We start from the raw sequence: 20,319 nt of genomic DNA on the forward strand, positions 1-20,319 counted from the left end.
ATCGTGTGCCCACCCGCCCAACCCAGGGCCGCTTCTGTGCCTTCGACATTGCGCAATTCCACGGTCATTGACGGCATTGGACGATCTCCCCGCTGTTTCGAAAAGCCGAGCTTATCGCGTGGCGATAGGGGCACAAGGCTGCGTGCTGCCCACATTCATCGCGGTGGCCGCAAGGCGGATTTTTTCGCGAGACCCTGTTGACCTCAACTTTACTTGAGGTCGTACGAGTGTTCCTGCCCGTCACCGACGGGTTTTGAAAAAATACTCAAGGAGAGTGCAATGAGCAGCAATGCAAAGGCGGGCGTCGTCGCGCCGCTTTACCGCATCAACAAGTTTGTGGTGCCGACTGCCGCGCGGGCGCAGTTTGTGGAACTGGTGGAAAAGACCCTCGAGGTGATCCGCAGCCAGGACGGTTACGTCGAGGATCTGTTCCTCGAGCAGCATGCCGGTCCGGGAAAGTTCAACTTCTGCACCATGATCGAATTTGCCAGCGAGGAGTTTGCCCCGAAGGTCGCAGCAGCGATTGGCGAGTTCGATAGAAGCCTCAACCTCGATCGTGCGGCGCTGATGGAAAAGCTCGGCATCCAGACCGATTCCGCCAGCTACAAGAGCTTCGAGGCGGCATCGGCATGACATCCCGCCGCTCCGGCCAACCGGCCCGACTGGCAACCGGCGCGTCGATCGCGACGCGTCAGGCTCGCTGTGGCGATGCGTATTAGGAAACGAAGAAGGTGGACAGGCCTTGGCCGGCCGCAAAGGCCATATAGGCGAGTACGGTGAAGTAGATCGTGGTTGCGATCAGGAAGAGGTAGCCGCCAGCAACCATCAGTCCGTCGCGCTGGATGATGCCGAGCGACAACAGCAGGATGGCAATGCCGGGCAGCGTGTTCGACAGCGGGATGAGGCCGAGCGGAAACATCAGCAGCACGCCTCCGGCCATGATCATCAGGCCGTTGAAGCGGTTCATCAGCGTCCCTTGCGTCAGGAAACCGAAGCGCGGCCTGACGAAACGATCGAGCTTGGAAACGAGTGCCGCACCCTTCTGCAGCGTCGGCACCAGTTTTTCCGTCTCGATCTTCCGGTCGAGGATGCGCTGCGGCATCCAGGGCAGGCGGTTGAGCGTGATCGAGATCGAGATCAGGATGATGGCGGCGCCGAAGACGGTGCTGACGCCCGGAATCGACACCGGCAGCAGAAACGGCAGCGTCAGCAGTGCGCACAGCAAGAGAAAGCCCTGTTCGCCGATGCCCGTCATCAGATCGCGAAGCGTGATCGTGTTGCCGCGAATGGAACCGATCATCCCGTTAAGCGTGTCGCTGAGACTGCGCTGCGTGTCGCCAAACTCGATTGCCATCAGATAGTCCGCCTCAATTTTCCCCGAACGCGCTTGTTATCAAGAGCGTGTGAAGGATCGGTTAGTATCCGGCCTTGTCGTGACTATGACTGTGGCCCTGGCGCCATTTGTCGTCAAACCATGGCATCAGTGGGACGCCTCTTCATCTTCCTGCCGCAATCGCTAGTATGAAGCACCTTTGAGCACGAATGGGGACCATTGATTCTATGATCAAGAAATGCGCCATACTGGCTGTTGCGGCCATCTATCTCTCGGGATGCACGACCACCGATCCCTATACGGGTGAGCAGAAGATGTCGACCACCGCCGGCGGCGCGCTGATCGGCGCGGGTCTCGGTGCAGCGACCGGTCTTCTCGTCGGCGGCAGTTCTGCCGGACGGCGTGATGCCGCCCTCGTCGGTGCCGGTATCGGCGCGCTCGGCGGCGGCCTGATCGGCAATTACATGGACAGCCAGGAAGCGGAACTGCGCGCCCAGTTGCAGGGGACGGGCGTTTCCGTTACCCGCGCCGGCGACCGCATCATCCTGAACATGCCGTCGAACATCACCTTCGCCACCGACCGCGACCAGGTGATCCCGGCCTTCTACGACACGCTGAACTCGGTGGCGATCGTGCTGCGCAAGTTCAACAAGACGCTGATCGACGTCGACGGCCATACCGATTCCACCGGCAGCGCCTCCTACAACCAGGGCCTCTCCGAGCGCCGCGCAGCATCCGTTGCCAACTATCTGGGAAGCCAGGGCGTCGACCAGCGCCGCATGGCCACCATGGGCTTCGGCCAGGAACGGCCGATCGCCTCCAACGGCAGCGAAGCCGGCCGGGCGCAGAACCGCCGCGTCGAAATCTCGATCGCGCCGATCAAGCAGGGCTGATCGGGTCACATCGATACTCTTGATTTCGAAGGGCCGCACCGTCACCGGTGCGGCCCTTCGTCGTTGGGGCTGCCGCTAAATGGGGCCCTGGAAGCGCTCTATCTCGTTGTTTTTGACGCATTTCCTGACGGAAAACCGCTTCGCACTTTTCCTGGAAATGCTTTAGAAACGGTAGCGTAGAAGCCGTCCCATCCGCTGCAGCACGGGCATGATGCTGAGGAACTGCATGGCGATCCGCGTGGCGGCGGACATCCTTTCTATCTGGACCGGATCGTAATCCCTGACCTCTTCCAGCAGACTGAGGCCTGGGACCTGCAACTCCAGCATGCGCGGATCCTCGATGCCCCAGCGAAGCGCAGCACCGGTGGCGCGAATGGCGGGATTGAAGCGCAGCAATTGAAGGCCAAGGTGGCTGTAGCCGTCGAAGACGATCTCGCCCGCCGGCAGGCGCTCCAAGAGGCGCCGGAGCAAATCGTAGACGTTCTCTGCCGCGAGATAGGGCAGGACGCCTTCGGCGACGACCATCGCCGGCCTGTCATCCGGTATGTTCGCAAGCCATGCCGCCTCCGTCACTGAAGATCCGATCAACGTGTAGTTGGCGCGATCCGGGTAGAGGCTGCGGCGCAACGCGATCACGTCAGGAAAATCAACGTCGAACCACCGCACCTCTGCCGGCGGATCGACACGGAAAACGCGGGAATCGAGGCCGCAACCGAGATGCAGGACGGTTGCATCCGGATGCCTGTCGATGAACGCCTGCGTCCATCGGTCGAGGAGATAGGCGCGCACGGCGATGCCGATCGTCATGTCGAGGCCGACGTCAAGACGCTGATCGGCTTGCCCTAGGCGCCGCATGGCATCGGCGGCGAAATGGTCGTGCAGGAGCGAATCGGCAAGCGCGCTTTCGGCCGCCTTTGCCTGCAGTGTGATCAGCAGCGTTTCTCGGGTGCCGCTAAGGCCGATCTCGTCGGCGTCCATCGTTCCCTCCTCTACAGCGCCACGCGTCAAAGATGACGCGTAAGGGACGCTGTAGCGCTTTAAACTTGCTGCACACGGCCTCGGAAACCATGGGGCGTATCCGTGGCCCAGAGCATTTCCAGGAAAAGTGCGGAGCGGTTTTCCGTCAGGAAATGCGAAAAACAAAGAGATAGAGCGTTTCTACGACTCCGTTTAGGACGGAAACGCTCTAAGCTCCCGTTACCTTTGCGGCGCGCGCCCGCCGGACGCGCCTCGCCGTCAGGATCGCCAGTGCCGGTGCCAGCGCGAACAGCCAGAACAGCCATTGCGTCGCGCGCGCAACCCCGTCGGTGGTGCTCGCCTCGATACCCGCCAGATTGGCGGTCAGCCCGGCAAGGGCAGCACCCAGTGCGGCGGCGAAAAGCTGCACGGTGGTGATCGAACTCGATGCCTTCTCTTCCTCGCCCTGCGGCGCCAGTTCGTAGACGGCCGTCACGATATGCGGCCAGGCGAAGCCCATGCCGAAGCCGACCGCCATGATGCCGGCCGAAAGCGGTGCGGCGATCGCGGCAAAGGCGGCGCTAGCCGTCGGCATGAACACGGCGATCAGCGCCAGGCCGGCAAAGCCGAAGCCCGGTCCGGCGAAGATCGTGCGTTGCGCCCTGTCGCCATGCCAGTGCGCGCTCGTCATCGACCCGGCGGTCCAGCCGATCGACATCAGCGCGGCGATGTAGCCGGCAACCAGCGGCGACAGCCCATGCAATTCCTGCAGCAGGTACGGCACGTAGATCTCCGGCTGCATGCCGATCATCAACAGCGTGATCGTAGCATAAAGGGCCGCCAGCGGGGAGGTTATGGTGAAGCTGCCGCTTGGCAGAAGCTTGCCGACAGCCCGGCGTTCGACCAGCAAAAGTGCTGCGAACATGAGGATGGCCGCGCCGACCGAGGCGAGCTGTTCGCCCGATGTGGACAGCGTGCTTGCGATCGAAAGCGCCAGAACGATGCCGACCAGAAGCAGCAGCTGCAGCACGGGCAGCGGTGTGCGCTTGCCTTCGGACGAAGCGTTGCGCGGCAGCGTCCAGAAGGCGAGTGCTGCCAGAAGCGCGGTCAGTGGCAGCAGCGACCAGAAGGCAGCACGCCAGGTGGCAAATTCCGCAAACATGCCGCCGACGGCCGGGCCGATGAGCGTTGCCGTCCCCCAGGTCGCCGAGATCAGGCCGATGGCGCGGGTCCACAGCGCCGGCGCAAAGACCAGGCGGATGACGCCATAGGCGAGCGCATAGAGCAGGCCGCCGCCAAAGCCCTGGATCGCCCGGCCGCCAAGCAGCACCAGCATATCGGGAGCCGAAGCGCACATGAGCGTGCCGAGGCCGAAGACGAGCGCGCCGATCGCATAGGCCGAGCCTGCGCCGACCGCGGCAAGCAGCCGGGCCGAAAGTGCTGCGCCGAGGATCGATGCGGCCACGAAGACGGTCGTGCTCCAGGCGTAATATTCGAGTCCGCCGATCTCGCGCACGATCGACGGCATGATGGTGGTGACGACATAGATGTTCAGGGCATGCAGAGCCACGCCGCCGCTCAGCACGACGGAATGGATGGCGTTTTCGCCCGACAGCAGCGCGAGCCAGCCGCTCTCGGCCTTTTCAGTGGATTCACGTGTCTTGTCGAGCATCTGTCTGCCCCTTTTCCTATGCGTCACGACGGCCGGGTGACAAACGCGTCGCGCATCGCTGCGCGCGCGTCGTTACCCCGTCTGTAGCGATAGAGTGCTCCCGCCTCAAACAGGGTCTTCGAGCCGCTCTATCTCTTTGTTTTCACGCATTTCCTGGCGGAAAACCGCTTCACACTTTTCCTGGAAATGTTTTGATTCAGTGAACCGCAGCGTCACCGAGATGGGTGAGCTTGTCCGGATTGCGGACGATGAAGATGTCGTTGACGTTTCCGTCGCCGTCATAGCCGAAGGAAACGCTGGCGGCGATATCATTTTCGGTTTCGCCCCGGAGCACAATGCCGCGGCCGCCGTTGATCTCGGCAACGTCCCAGACGTAGTGCGCCCAGTATTCGGTGAGCCGGTCGGCGATGAAGCCAAGCACGGTTTCCTTGCCCGAGAGCACGCCGAGGACCGTCGCCACCTTGCCGCCGCCATCGGCGGTCAGGCGCACATCGGCGGACAGCAGGCTCGAAAGGCCGGAAATGTTGCCGCCATGGATGGCGGCGTGGAACGCCGACAGCAGTTCGTCCTGGCGTTCGCGCGGCGTCTGGTGACGGCTCTTCTCCACGCCGATATTGGTCTTGGCGCGCGACACCAGCTTGCGTGCGGCCGCCTCCTGCATGTCGAGCGTTTCGGCGACCTCCTCATAGGGCTGGCCGAAGATCTCGTGCAGCAGATAGGCGGCCCGCTCCTTCGGCGTCAGCCGCTCCAGCATCAAGAGGAAGGCGGTGGTGAGCGACGAGGTCAGCGCCAGCTTCTCCTCGGCATTGTCGTCGCTTGCCGTGTGGATCGGCTCGGGTAGCCAGGCGCCGACATAATCGACGCGCTTGCGGTGCGCCGCCTTCAAGAGGTCGAGGCAGCGGCGGGTGCAGGCGGTTGTCAGCCAGGCGGCCGGGCTTTCGATCGCGCTCTGATCGGCATCCTGCCACTTCATGAACGTGTCCTGCACCGCGTCTTCGGCATCCGCGCGCGAACCGAGGATCCGGTAGGCGAGGCCGAGAAGGCGGGGACGTGCCTCTTCGAAAATTTTCGTGCTGTTTGCGCCGCCCATCTCAGTCCCTCGATATCTGGATATGGTTGCAAGGGTCGATCATCGCCGCCGTCGAGGCGATGACGCAATCTCCCGGCACATCCGGGATTTCCTGTTCGTAACGGACGGCTTTCGTATCGGTCATGGTCTCAACTCCATCGGGGGGTGATCAGTCGCTCCTGACCATCTGACGATTGGCTTTGCGCACCTGTGACGCCGTCTTGAAATTTTTCTCAGATTTTTGGCGGATAGGCGTGCTGCTCGCCGCGGAAGTCGGTGACCGTGTAGCAGCCGCCGCCGTCCGCGGCGATCGACGCCGCGCTGATCACCGCCTTGCCGTGGCCACCGGGAATGTCGAGGATATAGGCCGGCTGGCAGAGGCCGGAGACCCGGCCGCGCAACGACGCGACCAGCGCCTGACCTTCCTCGATCGACAGCCGGAAATGGCTGGTGCCCGGCGCCAGATCCGGATGGTGCAGATAGTAGGGCTTGATCCGGGTCTCGACGAAGGCGCGCATCAAGGCGGCAAGCACGTCCGCATCGTCATTGACGCCTTTCAAGAGCACCGACTGGCTGACCATGACGACGCCGGCATCGATCAGCCGGGCCGAGGCGTCGCGCGCTTCCTGCGTCATTTCACGCGGATGGTTGGCATGCAGCGCCACATAGGTTGCCTTGCCGCTTGCCTTGAGCGCTGCGACGAGATCGGCGTTGATGCGTTCGGGTTCGACGACAGGCACGCGGGTGTGAAACCGCACGATCTTGACGTGAGCGATCGGCTTCAGTCGCTCCATGATTTCGGCAAGACGACGCGGCGAAAGCACCAGCGGGTCGCCGCCCGTCAAGATGACCTCCCAGATCTCCTCATGTTCGACGATATAGGCGATCGCCGCATCGAGTTCGGCTGGCGTCAGTGTGCCCAGTCCCTGCGGTCCGACCATTTCGCGGCGGAAGCAGAAGCGGCAATAGACCGGGCAGACATGCACGGCTTTCAGGAGCACCCGGTCGGGATAGCGATGCACGATGCCGGTAACGGGGCTGTGCGGCTTGTCGCCGATCGGATCCTCACGCTCTTCCGGCAGCAGCGTCAGCTCGGCCGCATCCGGCACGAACTGGCGGGCGATCGGGTCGTTCGGATCATCGCGGTCGATAAGCTCCGCGATCGTCGGACTGATGGCGACTGTGTAGCGCTCGGCGACGCGCGAAACCGCGTCTTGCTGCGACGGTTTGATAAGGCCGGCCTCGACGAGGTCGCCGGCCGTCTTGATCGGGCGGTGAACGTTCATGCCTGCGTCTCCGCTACCGGTGCCCAGAGCACCTGGTCGATGCGCGATGCACCCGTTGCCAGCATCGCCACCCGGTCGAAGCCAAGCGCGATGCCGCTGGCTTCCGGCATGATCGTCAGCGCCGCCAGAAAGTCCTCGTCCAGCGGGTAGGTCTCCCCATAGACGCGGGCCTTTTCCGCCATTTCCATCTCGAAACGGCGGCGCTGCTCGGAAGCGTCGGTCAGTTCGCCAAAGGCATTGGCGAGTTCGACGCCGCAGGCATAGAGCTCGAAGCGTTCGGCAACGCGATGGTCGCGCGCCGTCGGCCGGGCAAGGGCAGCTTCGGCGGCCGGGTATTCGTCGAGGATTGTCGCGCGGCCAAAGCCGAGATGCGGTTCGATTTTTTCGACAAGCACGCGGCTGAACAGGTCAGCCCAGGTGTCGTCGGCGGCAACCCGCAGGCCGGCCGATGTCATGGCAGCGGCAAGCGTCTCCCGGTCCGTTTCGCCATTGGAGGCGATCGAGGCGAGCAGGTCGATACCCGCGAAGCGTGCGAAGGCTTCGGCCACTGCCAGGCGCTCCGGCTCGGCGAAGGGATCGCAGGTGCGGCCCTGGAAGGTGAACTGGCCGGTGCCGGTCGTCTCAGCCGCGAGTGCCAGGATATCGGCACAGTCGCGCATCAGCGTCTCATAGGTCTCGCCGGCGCGGTACCATTCGAGCATGGTGAATTCCGGATGATGCAGCGGCCCGCGCTCGCGGTTGCGGTAGACATGGGCGAAGCAGGCGATACGTTTTTCGCCGGCGGCGACCAGCTTCTTGCAGGCAAACTCCGGTGAGGTGTGCAGATAGAGCGGGTGGGCGGAGCCGTCGTGGTTGAGCGCCTGGGTGGCAAAGGCGTGCAGATGGGCTTCGTTGCCCGGCGAGACCTGCAGTGTCGCGGTATCGACTTCAATGAAGTCGCGCTCGTCAAAAAACCGGCGCAGCGCCGACTGGATCCGGTTGCGTCCGAGAAGAAACGGGCGCCGGTCGGCATGGACGTGCGGCGTCCACCAGGGTGAGGCATGCGACATGGTCGTTCGATCCAGGCTTTCTTCGCGCCCTACGCTTTCTTCGCACCAATGCCGGCGCAGGCTGGCTATTTGCACGAAATTAGGGTAGTGGCGGCGCGATATCATAATTTTCGCGTCTTTCGGGGCCGGCTTTCCCGGCGCGCCGTGTCGCGCATACCTCTGTTACAAGGAAGACTAATGGTCAAGGTCATCGCTTCATCTGTCCGCAAGGGCAACGTTCTCGACGTTGACGGCAAGCTCTATGTCGTTCTTACCGCGCAGAACTTCCATCCGGGCAAGGGCACGCCGGTTACCCAGGTCGACATGCGCCGCATTTCGGACGGCGTGAAGGTCTCCGAGCGCTACCGCACGACCGAACAGGTCGAGCGTGCCTTCGTCGAAGACCGCGAGCACACCTTCCTTTATGAAGATGGCGAAGGCTTCCACTTCATGAACCCGGAAAGCTACGACCAGCTGATCATGACCACCGACGACATCGGCGACCTCAAGGCCTACCTGCAGGAGGGCATGGCCTGTATTCTTTCGATCCACGAAGGCCTGGCGATCGCTATTGACCTGCCGCGCCACGTGACGCTCGAAATCACCGAGACCGAACCGGTCGTCAAGGGCCAGACGGCATCGTCGTCCTACAAGCCGGCTGTTCTTTCGAACGGCGTTCGCACGCTCGTTCCGCCGCATATCCAGGCCGGCACCCGCGTCGTCATCGCGACCGAAGACGGCTCTTATGTCGAGCGCGCCAAGGACTGACACGATCGGGGACTGGCACGATCGAGTGATCGCATCGAACGGGGACGGCAGGTTCAACCTGCCGTCCCCGTTGTCGTTTCTGCTGTAGGGCTCCTTCAGCCGTTGACGTCTCAGGGGCGAAACCAGGCAGCAAGTTCAAAGCGTTACAGCGTCCTTGAGACGTTATCAGACGCGCGATGCCGCGGAGCCTGCTGGCGGTGGCAGCGGCCGGATCAGCAACCGCAAATTTAGGGGGAGCATTTCGAAAAACGGGTGCTAGGATGCCGGCGCTACGGCGTATCTGTCACGAGAGGGTCTGCATGTTTCCATTGTCGCATATGATGAAGTCGTTCATTCGCAAGGGTCGCCTGACGGTGATCGACGCCGATGGCAAAAGACACATTTTCTCCGGCGCGCCGGGACCCGAAGTCACGATGCGGCTCACGGACAAGAAGCTCTATCGCAGCCTTGTCTTCAATGCCGAACTGGCGGCCGGCGAGGCCTACATGGACGGCACCATGCGCTTTGAGGAAGGCTCGACGCTCAAGGACTTCCTGACGCTGTTTTCGATCAACCGGCTTTCGCTCGGCTCCTATCCGATCCAGAAGGTGCTGCGCGCAGTGAAGATGCGCTTTCGCAAGCGCCAGCAGGCAAATCCCAAGGGCAAGGCGCAAGAGAACGTCGCGCATCACTATGATCTCGGCAACGACTTCTACAAGTTGTTCCTCGACGACAACATGCTCTATTCCTGCGCCTATTTCCGTGAGCCGAATGAGAGCCTGGAAAAGGCCCAGCGCAACAAGCTGCGGCTGCTCGCCTCCAAGCTTTGCCTGGAGCCGGGCATGAAGGTGCTCGATATCGGTTCCGGCTGGGGTGATCTGGCGATGTACCTGGCGAAGCTCGAAAATGTCGAAGTGCTGGGCGTGACGCTTTCGAAGGAGCAGCAGGCGCTGTCAACGCAAAGGGCTGCGGCTGCCGGGCTCGCCGACCGCGTTCGCTTCGAACTCAAGGACTATCGCGATGTGCAGGGACCGTTCGACCGTATCGTTTCGGTCGGCATGTTCGAGCATGTCGGCGTGCATCACTACGACGAGTTCTTCAAGAAGCTGAATGCGCTGATGCCGGATGACGGCCTTGCCGTGCTGCATTCGATCGGCCACATGAGCCCGCCCGGCATGGCGAGCGCGTGGCTCCGCAAATACATCTTCCCCGGCGCCTATTCGCCGGCGCTCTCGGAAGTCTTCGACGTCGTCGAGCGCAACAGTCTCTGGGTCACCGATCTCGAGTTCCTGCGCGTGCACTACGCCACGACGCTGGCGCATTGGGGCGCGCGGTTCGAGACCAACCGCGACAAGGTGATCGCGATGTATGACGAGCGTTTCGCGCGCATGTGGGAGTTCTATCTGATCAGTGCCGAAATGATGTTCCGCACCGGCAGCCAGCTCGTCTTTCACATGCAGCTGTCGCGCTCACGCGACGCGGCACCGATCGTGCGCGATTACATCACCGATCGCCAGCGCGATTTCATGGCCCGCGAACACGCGCTCGACCTCAACATCTGACGGCTCTTCGGCCGATCAGTCTCCGTTCCAGTGCAGCCGTTTGTAGTCGAAGCCGAATTCGAGCGTCGGCTTGACGATCGAGAAGAACGGCGAAAGGTCGAAGTCGCGTGGCGTGTAGAGCGAATAGTGGCGGATATGCAGGATCTCTTCGCGTGAATAGGTGGAGGCCGCCGACGCGCGCCCAGGCACGCGCGTGACCCCCGGCAGGATCGGATAGCGGATCTGCTCGAAGGCTTCGGCAATCAGCGTCGAGCAGATCGCCCGCGTCGGATCACCCGAGCCAAGCGCCAGCAGGCGCCGGCGCCAGCGCACGGGCACCGGCGGTGCCGGCATGAAATAGCGCAGCATGTCCAAAATGTTCTTCAGGTCGTATTTCATGCCGAGCCGGGAGATCATGAAGCCGACCAGCGCGGTGCGATCGTCGGGCGTCAGCGCCACCGGTCGGCAGATGCGCGTGTTGAACGACGCATATTTCTTCAAGGGCACGGCGACACAGCCTTCGCCGATATTCACCTCGATCAGCTGTGGCCTTTCGATCACCGGCAGGGTCGCCTGGTCGAGCGTCAGCGGCATCTGGTCGCCGGCGAAAAATGCCGCATGCGACCAGGTCGATTGGGTCAAATATTTGATCGCAGCGGAAACCTTCTGGTTGCCTTCGATCAACAGGACGTCGCCCGGGCGCAACGTGCGTGCCAGGGTTTCCTGATCGGATGGCGTGTAGGGTTCATAGCCAAGGGTCTGTGTCTGCAGCCTTGCGGCCATGCGGGCGCCGAGCCGGTCCAGAAACGTCTCCTTGCTTTCGGAAAGCGGGTAGATGGTCTTCATGGAGGCAGTCGCTCCAGCGACGGGAAGGGGATAAGCATGCGTCTGCATGGTGGCCGAGCCGCGACACTCTGTCGAGTGATTGTCTCGTGATTGCATGGCTTTGGCCTTGACGCACATCCCCAGGGTTTCTATTTTAGAATTATTCTAAAGAAGGTTTTCGCTGATGTTTTCCCGCCTCTTCTCCCGCTCCAAGCGTCCGTTTCTCTCTCTCAACGAACAGGAAATCCTGGCACTGGCGATTTCCTCCGAGGAAGACGACGGCCGCATCTATCTCGCCTATGCGGATGCGCTGAGAGAAAAATATCCGCACTCGGCAAAAGTGTTCGAGGAAATGGCGGAGGAGGAGAGCCACCACCGGCAATGGCTGATCGACATGCATGTCCAGCGCTTCGGCAACCGGATCCCGCTGGTCCGCCGTGAGCATGTGCGCGACTTTCCCGATCGCAAGCCCGACTGGCTGATCGCTGAAATGCCGATCGAGAAGGCGCGCGCGGAAGCCGAGGCGATGGAGGAGACGGCGCACCGCTTCTATGTCGAGGCGGCAGCACGAACCCAGGATGCCGCGACGCGCAAGCTGCTGGGCGACCTGGCGATCGCGGAAAAATCGCATGAATCGCTTGCCCGCAGGCTCGGTGAAAAACACACGCCGGACGATGTCCGCGAGGAAGAGGATCAGACGGCACGCCGACAGTTCGTCCTGACTTACGTTCAGCCGGGACTGGCAGGGCTGATGGACGGCTCGGTGTCGACGCTGGCGCCGATCTTCGCGGCCGCCTTTGCGACGCAGGATACCTGGCAGACCTTCCTCGTCGGCCTGTCCGCTTCGGTCGGCGCCGGTATTTCCATGGGTTTCACCGAGGCGGCGCACGACGACGGCAAGCTGTCCGGGCGCGGTTCGCCGATCAAGCGCGGCCTTGCCTCCGGCATCATGACGGCGCTCGGCGGTCTCGGGCACGCGCTGCCCTATCTCATTCCGCATTTCTGGACGGCGACCATCACGGCCGCAATCGTGGTCTTTTTCGAGCTTTGGGCGATCGCGTTCATTCAGAACCGCTATATGGAAACGCCGTTCCTGCGCGCCGCATTCCAGGTTGTACTCGGCGGCAGCCTGGTGTTGGCGGCGGGCATCCTGATCGGCAACGCCTGATCAGGCCTGGAGCATTTCCAGGAAAAGTGCGAAGCGGTTTTCCGTCAGGAAATGCGTCAAAACAAAGAGATAGAGCGTTTCTGCGACTCTGTCTAAACCGGAAACGCTCTTGCACCGCTTGAAACGAAAAAGGGCCGGTTTGACCGGCCCATTTTTGTAAAGCGGTGATGTTGCGTAATCAGTTGCCGACCGAGCCGACGACCACTTCCGCGCCATTGTCGATGGTGACCCAGCGACCGCTGTTGAAAGAGGCCTGACGCTTGAGGTAGCGGTAGGGCGTCTGCGTCCAGAGCTTCACGCCGTTCTCAAGATTGTCGAGGACGAAATCGCCCTGGGCGGTGCGCACGGTCAGGACTGCATGGCCTTCGCCATCAGGCTTGCGCACGACGGTGACCAGGAGCTCGCTCGCCGAAAAGCCCTTGCGCATCAGGCGCTTGCGCTTCTCAAGGACGAAGTCCTCGCAATCGCCGGCGTCCTGCGGATAGACCCAGACTTCATCCCTGCCGAAGAGTTCCTGATCGGTCACCGGCGTGATTTCGCGGTTCACGGAAGCGTTGACCTGACGGATTGTAGCCCAGCCGCGCTCGGTGACGCGCGGCGCCACGCTCGCCTTCGATTTGACGCTGCATTCGCCCTTGTGCTTCTGACAGAACTCGTAATGTCCGATCGGCTGCGAGGTAGCCGAGCCGGTCTGCATCCAAGGAGAGGATCCCGCCTGTGCGGGAATTGCCGTGTTCGCTGAAATGAAAAGTGCGCAAAACGCCGCGATACTTCCCTTAACACCAGTCCAAGACGCCATACAAATCCCCTGCGTAACGCGGTATGCCGGGCTCTTCTGTCCGGACGTATTCGCGCAATCCTGAGTTGAAGGCAGCTTGTTCAGGTCTTCCGCCTCACGCTGCTCTAATCGTTAATAAAGAGTTAATAGAGTTGAGGCCGTTGAGTCAATCTACTGATTCGGGCATTGGACTTTATGGTTAAAGCCGTTGCCGAAATGCAGCGCAAAGCCCTGCGCAGCAGGCAATCTGCAGCGCATCGGCTCGAAGATGGGGGGTAGAAGGAGCGTCGGGCGCCGGCCTAACGGCTTAAGCCAATGGCAGCATATTTCCGATCGCCTGTTTCATTTTAGCAATGTCTTCCTCGCGCGAAAGACGATGGTCGCCGTCACGGATGAGCGTCATGACGACGTCGTCGGCGGGAAGATGTTCCATCAGTTTCAGCGCGTGCGTGTAGGGCACATCCGGGTCGCGCATGCCCTGGAGGATGTGGACCGGGCAGCCGGTGGTGATGGTGCCGACGAGCACGCGATTGTCGCGGCCATCCTCGATCAGGGCCCGCGTATAGATGTTGGGCTCGGGGCTATACTCGGACGGCTCCTCGAAATAGCCGCGCTCCGCAAGCGAGCGCTGCTCGATCTCCGTCAGGTTCGGCTCGATGAGCTCGGCGGTAAAGTCGGGGGCAGGGGCGATCAGCACCAGTCCGGCGATGCGTTCGCTAAGGCCGCGCAGGCGCAGTTCCTGGATCAGCCGCAGCGCGATCCAGCCGCCCATCGATGAGCCGATCAGGATCAGGCGTTGCCTGGGGGCCGCATGCTCGACGACGGCAAGGCTCTCTTCCAGCCAGCGCGAGATCGTGCCGTCCTTGAAGGCGCCGCCGGAGGCGCCATGGCCGGAATAGTCGAACCGGATGCAGTCGGTTGCCCGGTCGCGGGCAAGGCGCTCGACCTCTATGGCCTTCGTGCCGGTCATGTCGGAGCGGTAACCGCCGAGCCACACAAGCGCCGGCCGATCGGAGGGCTTTTGTGTGCGCAGGATCTTCATGGCGATGCGGCGACGGGCGGCATCCTTGCCAACCTCGATGAAGGTTGTTTCGGTTTCTGCTGGCGTCATTTGCATCTCAATTCTCTCCAAATGCCCGGATTGGCGGCGAATTTCTTTCTAAAACAGATTCGTCTTGGCTTCGACAGGTGGTGATTTTCCCTGCGAGCCATGCTATTGACTCTCCCGTCGCAATTCACACATTGCCGTCGGCGGCAGATTGAAGCATTTCGGCCAAGGCCGCGCCGACTAATAATTGAACCGCATTTCGGAAACAGCTCGAGGAGAGTACGACCATTCGCAGACCGTTCAAAACGGACGCCCCCGTCAAGGAGGGACCGCGCTCAAACAAGGAAATCCGGGTACCCCGGGTTCAGCTTATCGATGCCGAAGGCCAGAATATCGGTGCCGTCCCGATCGACCAGGCGCTCCGCATGGCGGAAGAGGCCGGTCTTGATCTGGTAGAGATCGCGCCGAACTCCGAACCGCCGGTGTGCAAGATCCTCGATCTCGGCAAGCTGAAGTACGCCAACCAGAAGAAGGCGGCCGAAGCGCGCAAGAAGCAGAAGATCGTCGAGATCAAAGAGATCAAGATGCGTCCCAACATCGACACGCATGATTATGAAGTGAAGATGCGGGCGATGAATCGCTTCTTCGAAGAAGGCGACAAGGTCAAGGTGACCCTGAAGTTCCGCGGTCGCGAAATGGCGCACCAGGAACTCGGCATGAAGCTCTTGCTTCAGGTCAAGGACGACACCCAGACGATCGCCAAGGTCGAAGCCGAGCCGAAGCTCGAAGGCCGCCAGATGATGATGGTCCTCGCTCCGCGTTGACCGCCGCTGACGTACGGGTCGTCCGTGCGACGTATCAGGTAGGAAGCCGCCCTCGGGGCGGCTTTTTGCGTTTGAGGGCGCCCCGATTTCCTCCGCAGCACCGCGCGTCTGCCCCGGTGCCACTCTCCGCGCCTTTGCTGACAGAATGCTGACAGCCGGCCTCAGCGAGCTGTCAGTGGCGGCATGTCATTCTTCCATGATCGAAATCAGGAGAAGGACGAAAGATCATGTACGTCACGCTTCGAAAAGCCTTGCTTGTTTCCACCATGGGTGTTTGTGGGCTCGTGTCCGCACCCGTTGGGTTCTCGCTGATCGCGACCGGTCCGGCGCATCCGTTCGCCACCGCCGCGCTTGCCGACGATGACGACAGCAGCGGTCGCGGCGGCAGCGATGATGGCGGCCATGACGACCGCGACAACGACGATCGCGATGATCGGGATGACAATAGCGGTCCCGGCAACCGCGACGACGATGACGATGATGATAACGACCGCCACGGCCGACACGGTCATGACGACGATCGCGATGACGATGATGATGATGATGACGACGACGATGATGATCGCGTTGACAACCGCGGTCCCGGCAACCGGGACGACGTTGACCGGCCTGAAGTTCCGCTGAGTGTTTCTGAGGAGAGCCTGAGGGGTCTGCTCAACGGATCGCTGATCGCCGTCGACGATCTTGGCCGGGTTCTGGAGGTCGAGATCGAAATCGAGGATGGGGTTCGCGTCGTGACCGTGAAGCCGGGTGGTGGCGATGCCCGCCGCAATCCGGGTCCAATTACTACCGTTTCGATCAGGCCCGCATCGGCGCTTTGATCCGAACTGATGTCCGGTGCATCCGCCCCCGTAGTGCACCGGAATGATGGGCTCATTCCGCTTAACGCCCGCCCAGCGGATTGGCCCAAGGAACGCATGACCCCCTGCGCCGGAACCGACGCAGGGGGTCATGTGCTTTTCCATGTTCGGCCCGGCGCGGTTCGGACCGGCGCACGCGACCTCTTGCGCTTGACAGCGCTGGGGATCAGTCTGCAGGGAGGCGGGCGAGAGGAATTTGCAAGCGCATGGAGGGAATGCGCCTTGGGGGAGTATGGCGCCGGACAATGTCGGGAATGACGCGGCGCTTTCGCAAGGCTTGAAAATGTGGAACTGGACGAAACCATGCCGATGACACGACGAAATCTGCTCGCACTGCTTTGCTGTTCTGTGCTGCTTTCGCTTGCGCCTCAGGCGGGCGTCTTTTCCGCCTTTGCCAAGGACGGCGTCGACGATAACGACAGCAGCGGCAGCGGCAGCGGCAGCGGTAGCAGCGGGAGCGGTAGCAGCGGGTCGAGTGGCCACGGCGGCGGCGATTCCGACGACAACAGCGGTCACGGCGGCGGGGACGATGATGGCGACGACAATAGCGGCCCCGGCGGCGGCGATGAGGACGATGACGACGGCAACTCCGGCAGCGGCCGGCGCAGCGATCAGGAGCGGGCCCGCGACGGCGTGGAGAAGGGGCGCATCCTGGCGCTGAAGGATGTGCTTCGGCTCGTCGACGAGGACAAATTTGGTGCGGTCATTGCCGTGGACCTGAGGCGATATGACAATGCCGAAGTCTACAGGCTGCGCACGCGTGACCAGCAGGGCACGATCCGAAATCTGCGCATCAATGCGCGCACCGGAAAATTCATGAATATCTTCGGATTCTGAGGGCAGAATGCGCATTCTTCTCGCCGAGGACGATCGCAACATTGCCACCCATGTGGTGACGAAGCTCGAGGCCGAAGGCTACGGCGTCGACACGCTGGCCCACGGCCCGGACGTTTGGGAGCGGGGCGAAAACGGTGCTTACGCCGCGATCATCCTCGATTTGGGCCTGCCCGGCATGGACGGCCTGTCGATCCTCAAGCGTTGGCGCCAGGCGGGGCTGGAAACGCCGGTGCTGGTGCTGACGGCGCGCGGCTCCTGGATGGAGCGTGTCGACGGTTTCGAAGCCGGCGCCGACGACTATCTGCCAAAACCGTTTCGTGCCGAGGAGCTGGTCGCAAGATTGCGTGCGCTGCTCCGGCGCGCAGGCCCGCGGCTGCAGTCCGTGCGCTCGGCGGGGCGCTTCACCATCGACGAAACGACGCGGCGCGTCACGTTCGATGGTCAGGTTCTCGAGTTGAGCCCGCTCGAATATCGCATGATCGCGCTGTTCGTGGAGCGCAAGGGCCAGGTTCTGACGCAGCTCGAACTGGCAAGCCATGTGCAGGGTCGCGAGGATGATGCCGCCAAGAATGCCGTCGAGGCGATGATTGCGCGGCTGCGCAGGAAGACCGAGAGTTCGGCGATCGAGACGCGGCGCGGCTTCGGCTATCTGCTTCCGGACGATAGCAGATGATCCGTTCGCTTCGGCTGCGACTGGCAATTGGCGCGCTGATCGCCGTCGGCGTGGTGCTGCTGGTGGTCTGGTTCTCGCTGTCGCGGCTTTTTACCGATTACGTCGTCGGCCGTTATCGCGCCGAAATGGCGACCGTCGTCGACACGGTCGCCGCCCAGGTGGTCGTCAGGAACGGCGAACTTGCTCTGCCGCGCGAGCCGGCGGATCCTCGTTTTTCGCTGCCGGCCGGCGGGCGCTACTGGCAGCTCACGCCGAAAGCGGGCACGCCGATCCGATCCCGGTCCCTTTGGGATACCGTCATCGATACCACGGCTCGATCCGCGGGCCGTTACGAAGGCTTTGTGGAACTCGAAGGTCCCGACGGCGCGCCGATGCTTGTTCATGCCCAGACGCTGGCGCTCGGTGACGGCCCCAACGCCGAGCGCTTTTCCGTTCAGGCCGGCTTCGCTCGCCAGGAGCTCGACGATGCGCTCGACTCTTTTCATGGGCGGCTGCGGCTGATGCTGCTCGCAACTGCCGCCGTGCTCGCCGGCGCTGCCTTCCTGCAGGGCGCTCTCGGCCTTGCACCGCTTAGAAGGCTGCGCGAGCGGGCGGCGCTGGTGCGCGCCGGCAGCGAACGGGACTTCGGTTCGGCCGGCCCGAGCGAGGTCGGGCCTGTCGTCAACGAGATCAACCTGCTTCTGGCCGAGCGCGAAACCGCCCTGGAGCGCGCCCGCGCCCGCGCCAGCGATCTCGCCCATGGCCTGAAGACGCCGTTGACCGTGCTCGCCCAGTTGGCCGAAAGCCTGCCCGATGCCGAGCGCCGTGTGGCGCTGCAGCAGGTCGATCTTGTGCGCCAGCGCGCCGACCGCCAGCTTCAGGCCGCCCGAATGGGTGTCGAGCGCATGGCGACCACGTCGGTCTCCAGCATGGCGGGCAAACTCGTCAGCGTGTTGCGGCCGGTCACCGCCGAGCGCGGCATCGTCTGGGAGATGACGATCGATCCGTCTTTGTCTCTCGATATCGATCCGGCCGATCTGGCGGAATGCCTCGGCAACCTGCTCGACAACGCTGCCAAATGGGCGCGCTCGCGCATCCGCGTTTCCGCAGCGCGCACCGAGGATCGATTGCACATTGTTGTTGGAGACGACGGACCGGGCATCGCCGACGGTGATCGCGAAAGGGTCATGCAGCGGGGCGCCCGCGTCGCGGATGGCGAAGCCGGCCAGGTGCCTGGCACCGGGCTGGGACTTGCCATCAGCGCGGATATCGCCGATGCCTATAGCGCGACGCTGACCCTTGGGCAGTCGCCGCTCGGCGGGCTGGAGGCGGTGCTCAGCTTCGAAACGGCCAGCGGGCGCAAGCGCCCGCGCGATCCGGTTTGACGTTCCATGTCGCTTCTGTGACGCTTCTTCGATTCCCCAGTTGCGCTTTTGGGGATGTCCGGGTATAAGCCCCCGTCCGAACGGTCCGGCAGGGCATGCCGTGGCCGTTCTTAACGCTGGAAATGGACCTCGTCTGTCCGTTTCGAATTCTTAAGAAAAATGGAGTAGCAAAATGCCCAAGATGAAGACGAAATCGTCTGCCAAGAAGCGGTTCAAGATCACCGCGACCGGCAAGGTTCGTGCAGCTGCTGCTGGCAAGCGCCACGGCATGATCAAGCGTTCCAACAAGTTCATCCGCGACGCACGTGGAACCATGGTTCTCGCGGAGCCCGATGGCAAGAAGGTCATCAAGAACTACCTGCCCAACGGTCTCTAAGACTTTCAGGCATTTTGGACACGTTAAGGAGATCATGACATGGCACGTGTAAAACGCGGCGTAACCGCTCACGCCAAGCACAAGAAGACACTCAAGGCAGCCAAGGGCTTCTACGGCCGCCGCAAGAACACCATCCGCGCTGCAAAGGCTGCGGTTGATCGTTCGAAGCAGTTCGCTTATCGCGACCGCAAGGTCAACAAGCGCAACTTCCGCGCTCTGTGGATTCAGCGTATCAACGCTGCCGTCCGCGAATTCGGCCTGACCTACGGCCGCTTCATCGACGGCCTGAACAAGGCCGGCATCGAAGTCGACCGCAAGGTTCTGTCCGACATGGCTATCCATGAGCCGGCAGCATTCGGCGCCCTCGTCGAAGCTTCCAAGAAGGCACTTGCCTACCTCAAGGAAGCCGGTACGACCAACGAGTTTGAAAGCGCTGTTCGTTAAGCCAGCGTTTTCCCAAAACCGTTCTTGAATTTTGTTGGGAAACCCGCGCTGGCAGGGCTAGCGCGGGTTTTTCTTATTTGGCGAGACGAAAGTGCACGACGATCGAAGGGAACTGCTTGCGGTTCCGGAGCTTGACGACGAGGACATGGCGGCTCTGCTGGCAGCACTTGCCGGCGGATCGTCCCGCGTCGAACGGTGCCGCCTCAAGGATCGTGTGGTCTGGATCAAGCGCTACCAGCGCCTCGAGGCCCGTCTCGGCCAGCGCCTGCAGTGGCTCGCTTCGCGCCTGACCGGCGCCACCATCCTCCGGCCGGCCCCCATTCTCGATCCGCAAGGCATGCTCGACCGCGAGGTCCGGCAGATCACCGCGTTTTCCACCGCCGGCTTCAAGACGCCGCACATCCTCTATCGCGGCATGACCGCGCTGGCGCTTTCTCATCTGGGCCTGTCGTTCTTCACGCGACTGTTGCCACTGGCGCGCTTCCTCCTGCGCATCCAGAACGGCCATGACCTCATGCGCTTTGTGGCGGCGACGGACTACCTGGCGAGCGCGACGCAATCACAATCCTGAAGACAACAACCGATATAGAACCGAA

23 protein-coding genes are annotated in these 20,319 nt (G+C 62.3%); 12 read left to right on the forward strand and 11 right to left on the reverse strand.

Going from position 1 to position 20,319, the window contains the following annotated elements:
- The first annotated feature begins 279 nt into the window (after positions 1–279).
- Complete coding sequence (locus AC244_RS24505) at positions 280–633, forward strand: hypothetical protein (RefSeq protein ID WP_053251441.1); 354 nt, start codon at positions 280–282, stop codon at positions 631–633.
- 82 nt (positions 634–715) lie between these two features.
- Here the strand turns inward: AC244_RS24505 and AC244_RS24510 are convergent, their stop codons facing one another.
- On the reverse strand, positions 716–1,354 hold the full coding sequence (locus tag AC244_RS24510; protein ID WP_053251442.1) for an exopolysaccharide biosynthesis protein: 639 nt from the start codon (positions 1,352–1,354) through the stop codon (positions 716–718).
- A gap of 206 nt (positions 1,355–1,560) precedes the next feature.
- On the opposite strand from AC244_RS24510, the gene AC244_RS24515 reads away from it, so the two are divergent.
- Positions 1,561–2,226, forward strand: a complete 666-nt coding sequence (locus AC244_RS24515; protein WP_053251443.1) for an OmpA family protein — start codon at positions 1,561–1,563, stop codon at positions 2,224–2,226.
- Positions 2,227–2,388: 162 nt separating this feature from the next.
- Here the strand turns inward: AC244_RS24515 and AC244_RS24520 are convergent, their stop codons facing one another.
- From AC244_RS24520 to epmA, 6 genes are all read right to left on the reverse strand, one after another.
- The gene (locus AC244_RS24520) at positions 2,389–3,204 is read right to left on the reverse strand and encodes a class I SAM-dependent methyltransferase (protein ID WP_053251444.1); all 816 of its coding nucleotides are present in this window, start codon (positions 3,202–3,204) and stop codon (positions 2,389–2,391) included.
- A 208-nt stretch (positions 3,205–3,412) separates the two neighbouring features.
- The gene (locus AC244_RS24525) at positions 3,413–4,855 is read right to left on the reverse strand and encodes an MFS transporter (protein ID WP_082367095.1); all 1,443 of its coding nucleotides are present in this window, start codon (positions 4,853–4,855) and stop codon (positions 3,413–3,415) included.
- A 196-nt stretch (positions 4,856–5,051) separates the two neighbouring features.
- Entirely contained in the window at positions 5,052–5,945 is an 894-nt protein-coding gene (sigJ, locus tag AC244_RS24530; protein ID WP_053251445.1) for an RNA polymerase sigma factor SigJ, read from the reverse strand.
- A 1-nt stretch (position 5,946) separates the two neighbouring features.
- Positions 5,947–6,069 carry a hypothetical protein gene (locus AC244_RS38635; RefSeq protein ID WP_268750778.1) on the reverse strand — a complete coding sequence of 41 codons (123 nt, stop codon included), beginning with the start codon at positions 6,067–6,069 and terminating at the stop codon, positions 5,947–5,949.
- Between the two features lie 88 nt (positions 6,070–6,157).
- A complete protein-coding gene (locus AC244_RS24535; RefSeq protein ID WP_053251446.1) occupies positions 6,158–7,210 on the reverse strand; it encodes a lysine-2,3-aminomutase-like protein in 1,053 nt (350 codons plus the stop codon).
- Positions 7,207–8,259, reverse strand: a complete 1,053-nt coding sequence (gene epmA, locus AC244_RS24540; RefSeq protein WP_053251447.1) for an EF-P lysine aminoacylase EpmA — start codon at positions 8,257–8,259, stop codon at positions 7,207–7,209. The genes AC244_RS24535 and epmA overlap by 4 nt, the downstream gene beginning before the upstream one ends.
- A 177-nt stretch (positions 8,260–8,436) precedes the next feature.
- On the opposite strand from epmA, the gene efp reads away from it, so the two are divergent.
- The gene (gene efp, locus AC244_RS24545) at positions 8,437–9,006 is read left to right on the forward strand and encodes an elongation factor P (RefSeq protein WP_053251448.1); all 570 of its coding nucleotides are present in this window, start codon (positions 8,437–8,439) and stop codon (positions 9,004–9,006) included.
- Positions 9,007–9,305: 299 nt separating this feature from the next.
- Entirely contained in the window at positions 9,306–10,547 is a 1,242-nt protein-coding gene (locus AC244_RS24550) for an SAM-dependent methyltransferase (RefSeq protein ID WP_053251449.1), read from the forward strand.
- A 15-nt stretch (positions 10,548–10,562) separates the two neighbouring features.
- On the opposite strand, the gene AC244_RS24555 is transcribed toward AC244_RS24550, so the two are convergent.
- Positions 10,563–11,372, reverse strand: coding sequence for a lipo-like protein (locus tag AC244_RS24555; RefSeq protein WP_053251450.1), 810 nt, complete (start codon positions 11,370–11,372; stop codon positions 10,563–10,565).
- 163 nt (positions 11,373–11,535) lie between these two features.
- On the opposite strand from AC244_RS24555, the gene mbfA reads away from it, so the two are divergent.
- Positions 11,536–12,519, forward strand: coding sequence for an iron exporter MbfA (gene mbfA, locus AC244_RS24560; RefSeq protein ID WP_053251451.1), 984 nt, complete (start codon positions 11,536–11,538; stop codon positions 12,517–12,519).
- A gap of 178 nt (positions 12,520–12,697) precedes the next feature.
- Here the strand turns inward: mbfA and AC244_RS24565 are convergent, their stop codons facing one another.
- Complete coding sequence (locus AC244_RS24565; RefSeq protein ID WP_053251452.1) at positions 12,698–13,318, reverse strand: transglutaminase-like cysteine peptidase; 621 nt, start codon at positions 13,316–13,318, stop codon at positions 12,698–12,700.
- A gap of 286 nt (positions 13,319–13,604) precedes the next feature.
- Positions 13,605–14,414 (reverse strand): alpha/beta hydrolase, encoded by an 810-nt coding sequence (locus AC244_RS24570; protein ID WP_053251453.1) that lies wholly within the window; start codon positions 14,412–14,414, stop codon positions 13,605–13,607.
- A gap of 218 nt (positions 14,415–14,632) precedes the next feature.
- On the opposite strand from AC244_RS24570, the gene infC reads away from it, so the two are divergent.
- A complete protein-coding gene (gene infC / locus AC244_RS24575; RefSeq protein WP_077503129.1) occupies positions 14,633–15,169 on the forward strand; it encodes a translation initiation factor IF-3 in 537 nt (178 codons plus the stop codon).
- Between the two features lie 206 nt (positions 15,170–15,375).
- On the opposite strand, the gene AC244_RS37660 is transcribed toward infC, so the two are convergent.
- A complete protein-coding gene (locus AC244_RS37660) occupies positions 15,376–16,122 on the reverse strand; it encodes a hypothetical protein (protein WP_053251455.1) in 747 nt (248 codons plus the stop codon).
- A 216-nt stretch (positions 16,123–16,338) separates the two neighbouring features.
- Here AC244_RS37660 and AC244_RS24585 point away from each other — a divergent pair, with 216 nt between their 5' ends.
- From AC244_RS24585 to AC244_RS24610, 6 genes are all read left to right on the forward strand, one after another.
- On the forward strand, positions 16,339–16,866 hold the full coding sequence (locus AC244_RS24585) for a PepSY domain-containing protein (RefSeq protein WP_234717025.1): 528 nt from the start codon (positions 16,339–16,341) through the stop codon (positions 16,864–16,866).
- Between the two features lie 7 nt (positions 16,867–16,873).
- Positions 16,874–17,539, forward strand: a complete 666-nt coding sequence (locus AC244_RS24590) for a response regulator transcription factor (RefSeq protein WP_053251457.1) — start codon at positions 16,874–16,876, stop codon at positions 17,537–17,539.
- Positions 17,536–18,903, forward strand: a complete 1,368-nt coding sequence (locus tag AC244_RS24595) for a sensor histidine kinase (RefSeq protein ID WP_053251458.1) — start codon at positions 17,536–17,538, stop codon at positions 18,901–18,903. The genes AC244_RS24590 and AC244_RS24595 overlap by 4 nt, the downstream gene beginning before the upstream one ends.
- Before the next feature lie 172 nt (positions 18,904–19,075).
- Positions 19,076–19,279: a 50S ribosomal protein L35 gene (rpmI, locus tag AC244_RS24600; RefSeq protein ID WP_025425550.1), complete on the forward strand. Its 204-nt coding sequence runs from the start codon at positions 19,076–19,078 to the stop codon at positions 19,277–19,279.
- A 39-nt stretch (positions 19,280–19,318) separates the two neighbouring features.
- A complete protein-coding gene (gene rplT, locus AC244_RS24605; protein ID WP_025425551.1) occupies positions 19,319–19,723 on the forward strand; it encodes a 50S ribosomal protein L20 in 405 nt (134 codons plus the stop codon).
- 91 nt (positions 19,724–19,814) lie between these two features.
- On the forward strand, positions 19,815–20,294 hold the full coding sequence (locus AC244_RS24610) for a hypothetical protein (protein WP_053251459.1): 480 nt from the start codon (positions 19,815–19,817) through the stop codon (positions 20,292–20,294).
- The last annotated feature ends 25 nt before the right edge of the window (positions 20,295–20,319 follow it).

The organism is Ensifer adhaerens (assembly GCF_001270265.1).
GTDB classification, from domain to species: Bacteria; Pseudomonadota; Alphaproteobacteria; order Rhizobiales; family Rhizobiaceae; genus Ensifer; species Ensifer adhaerens_B.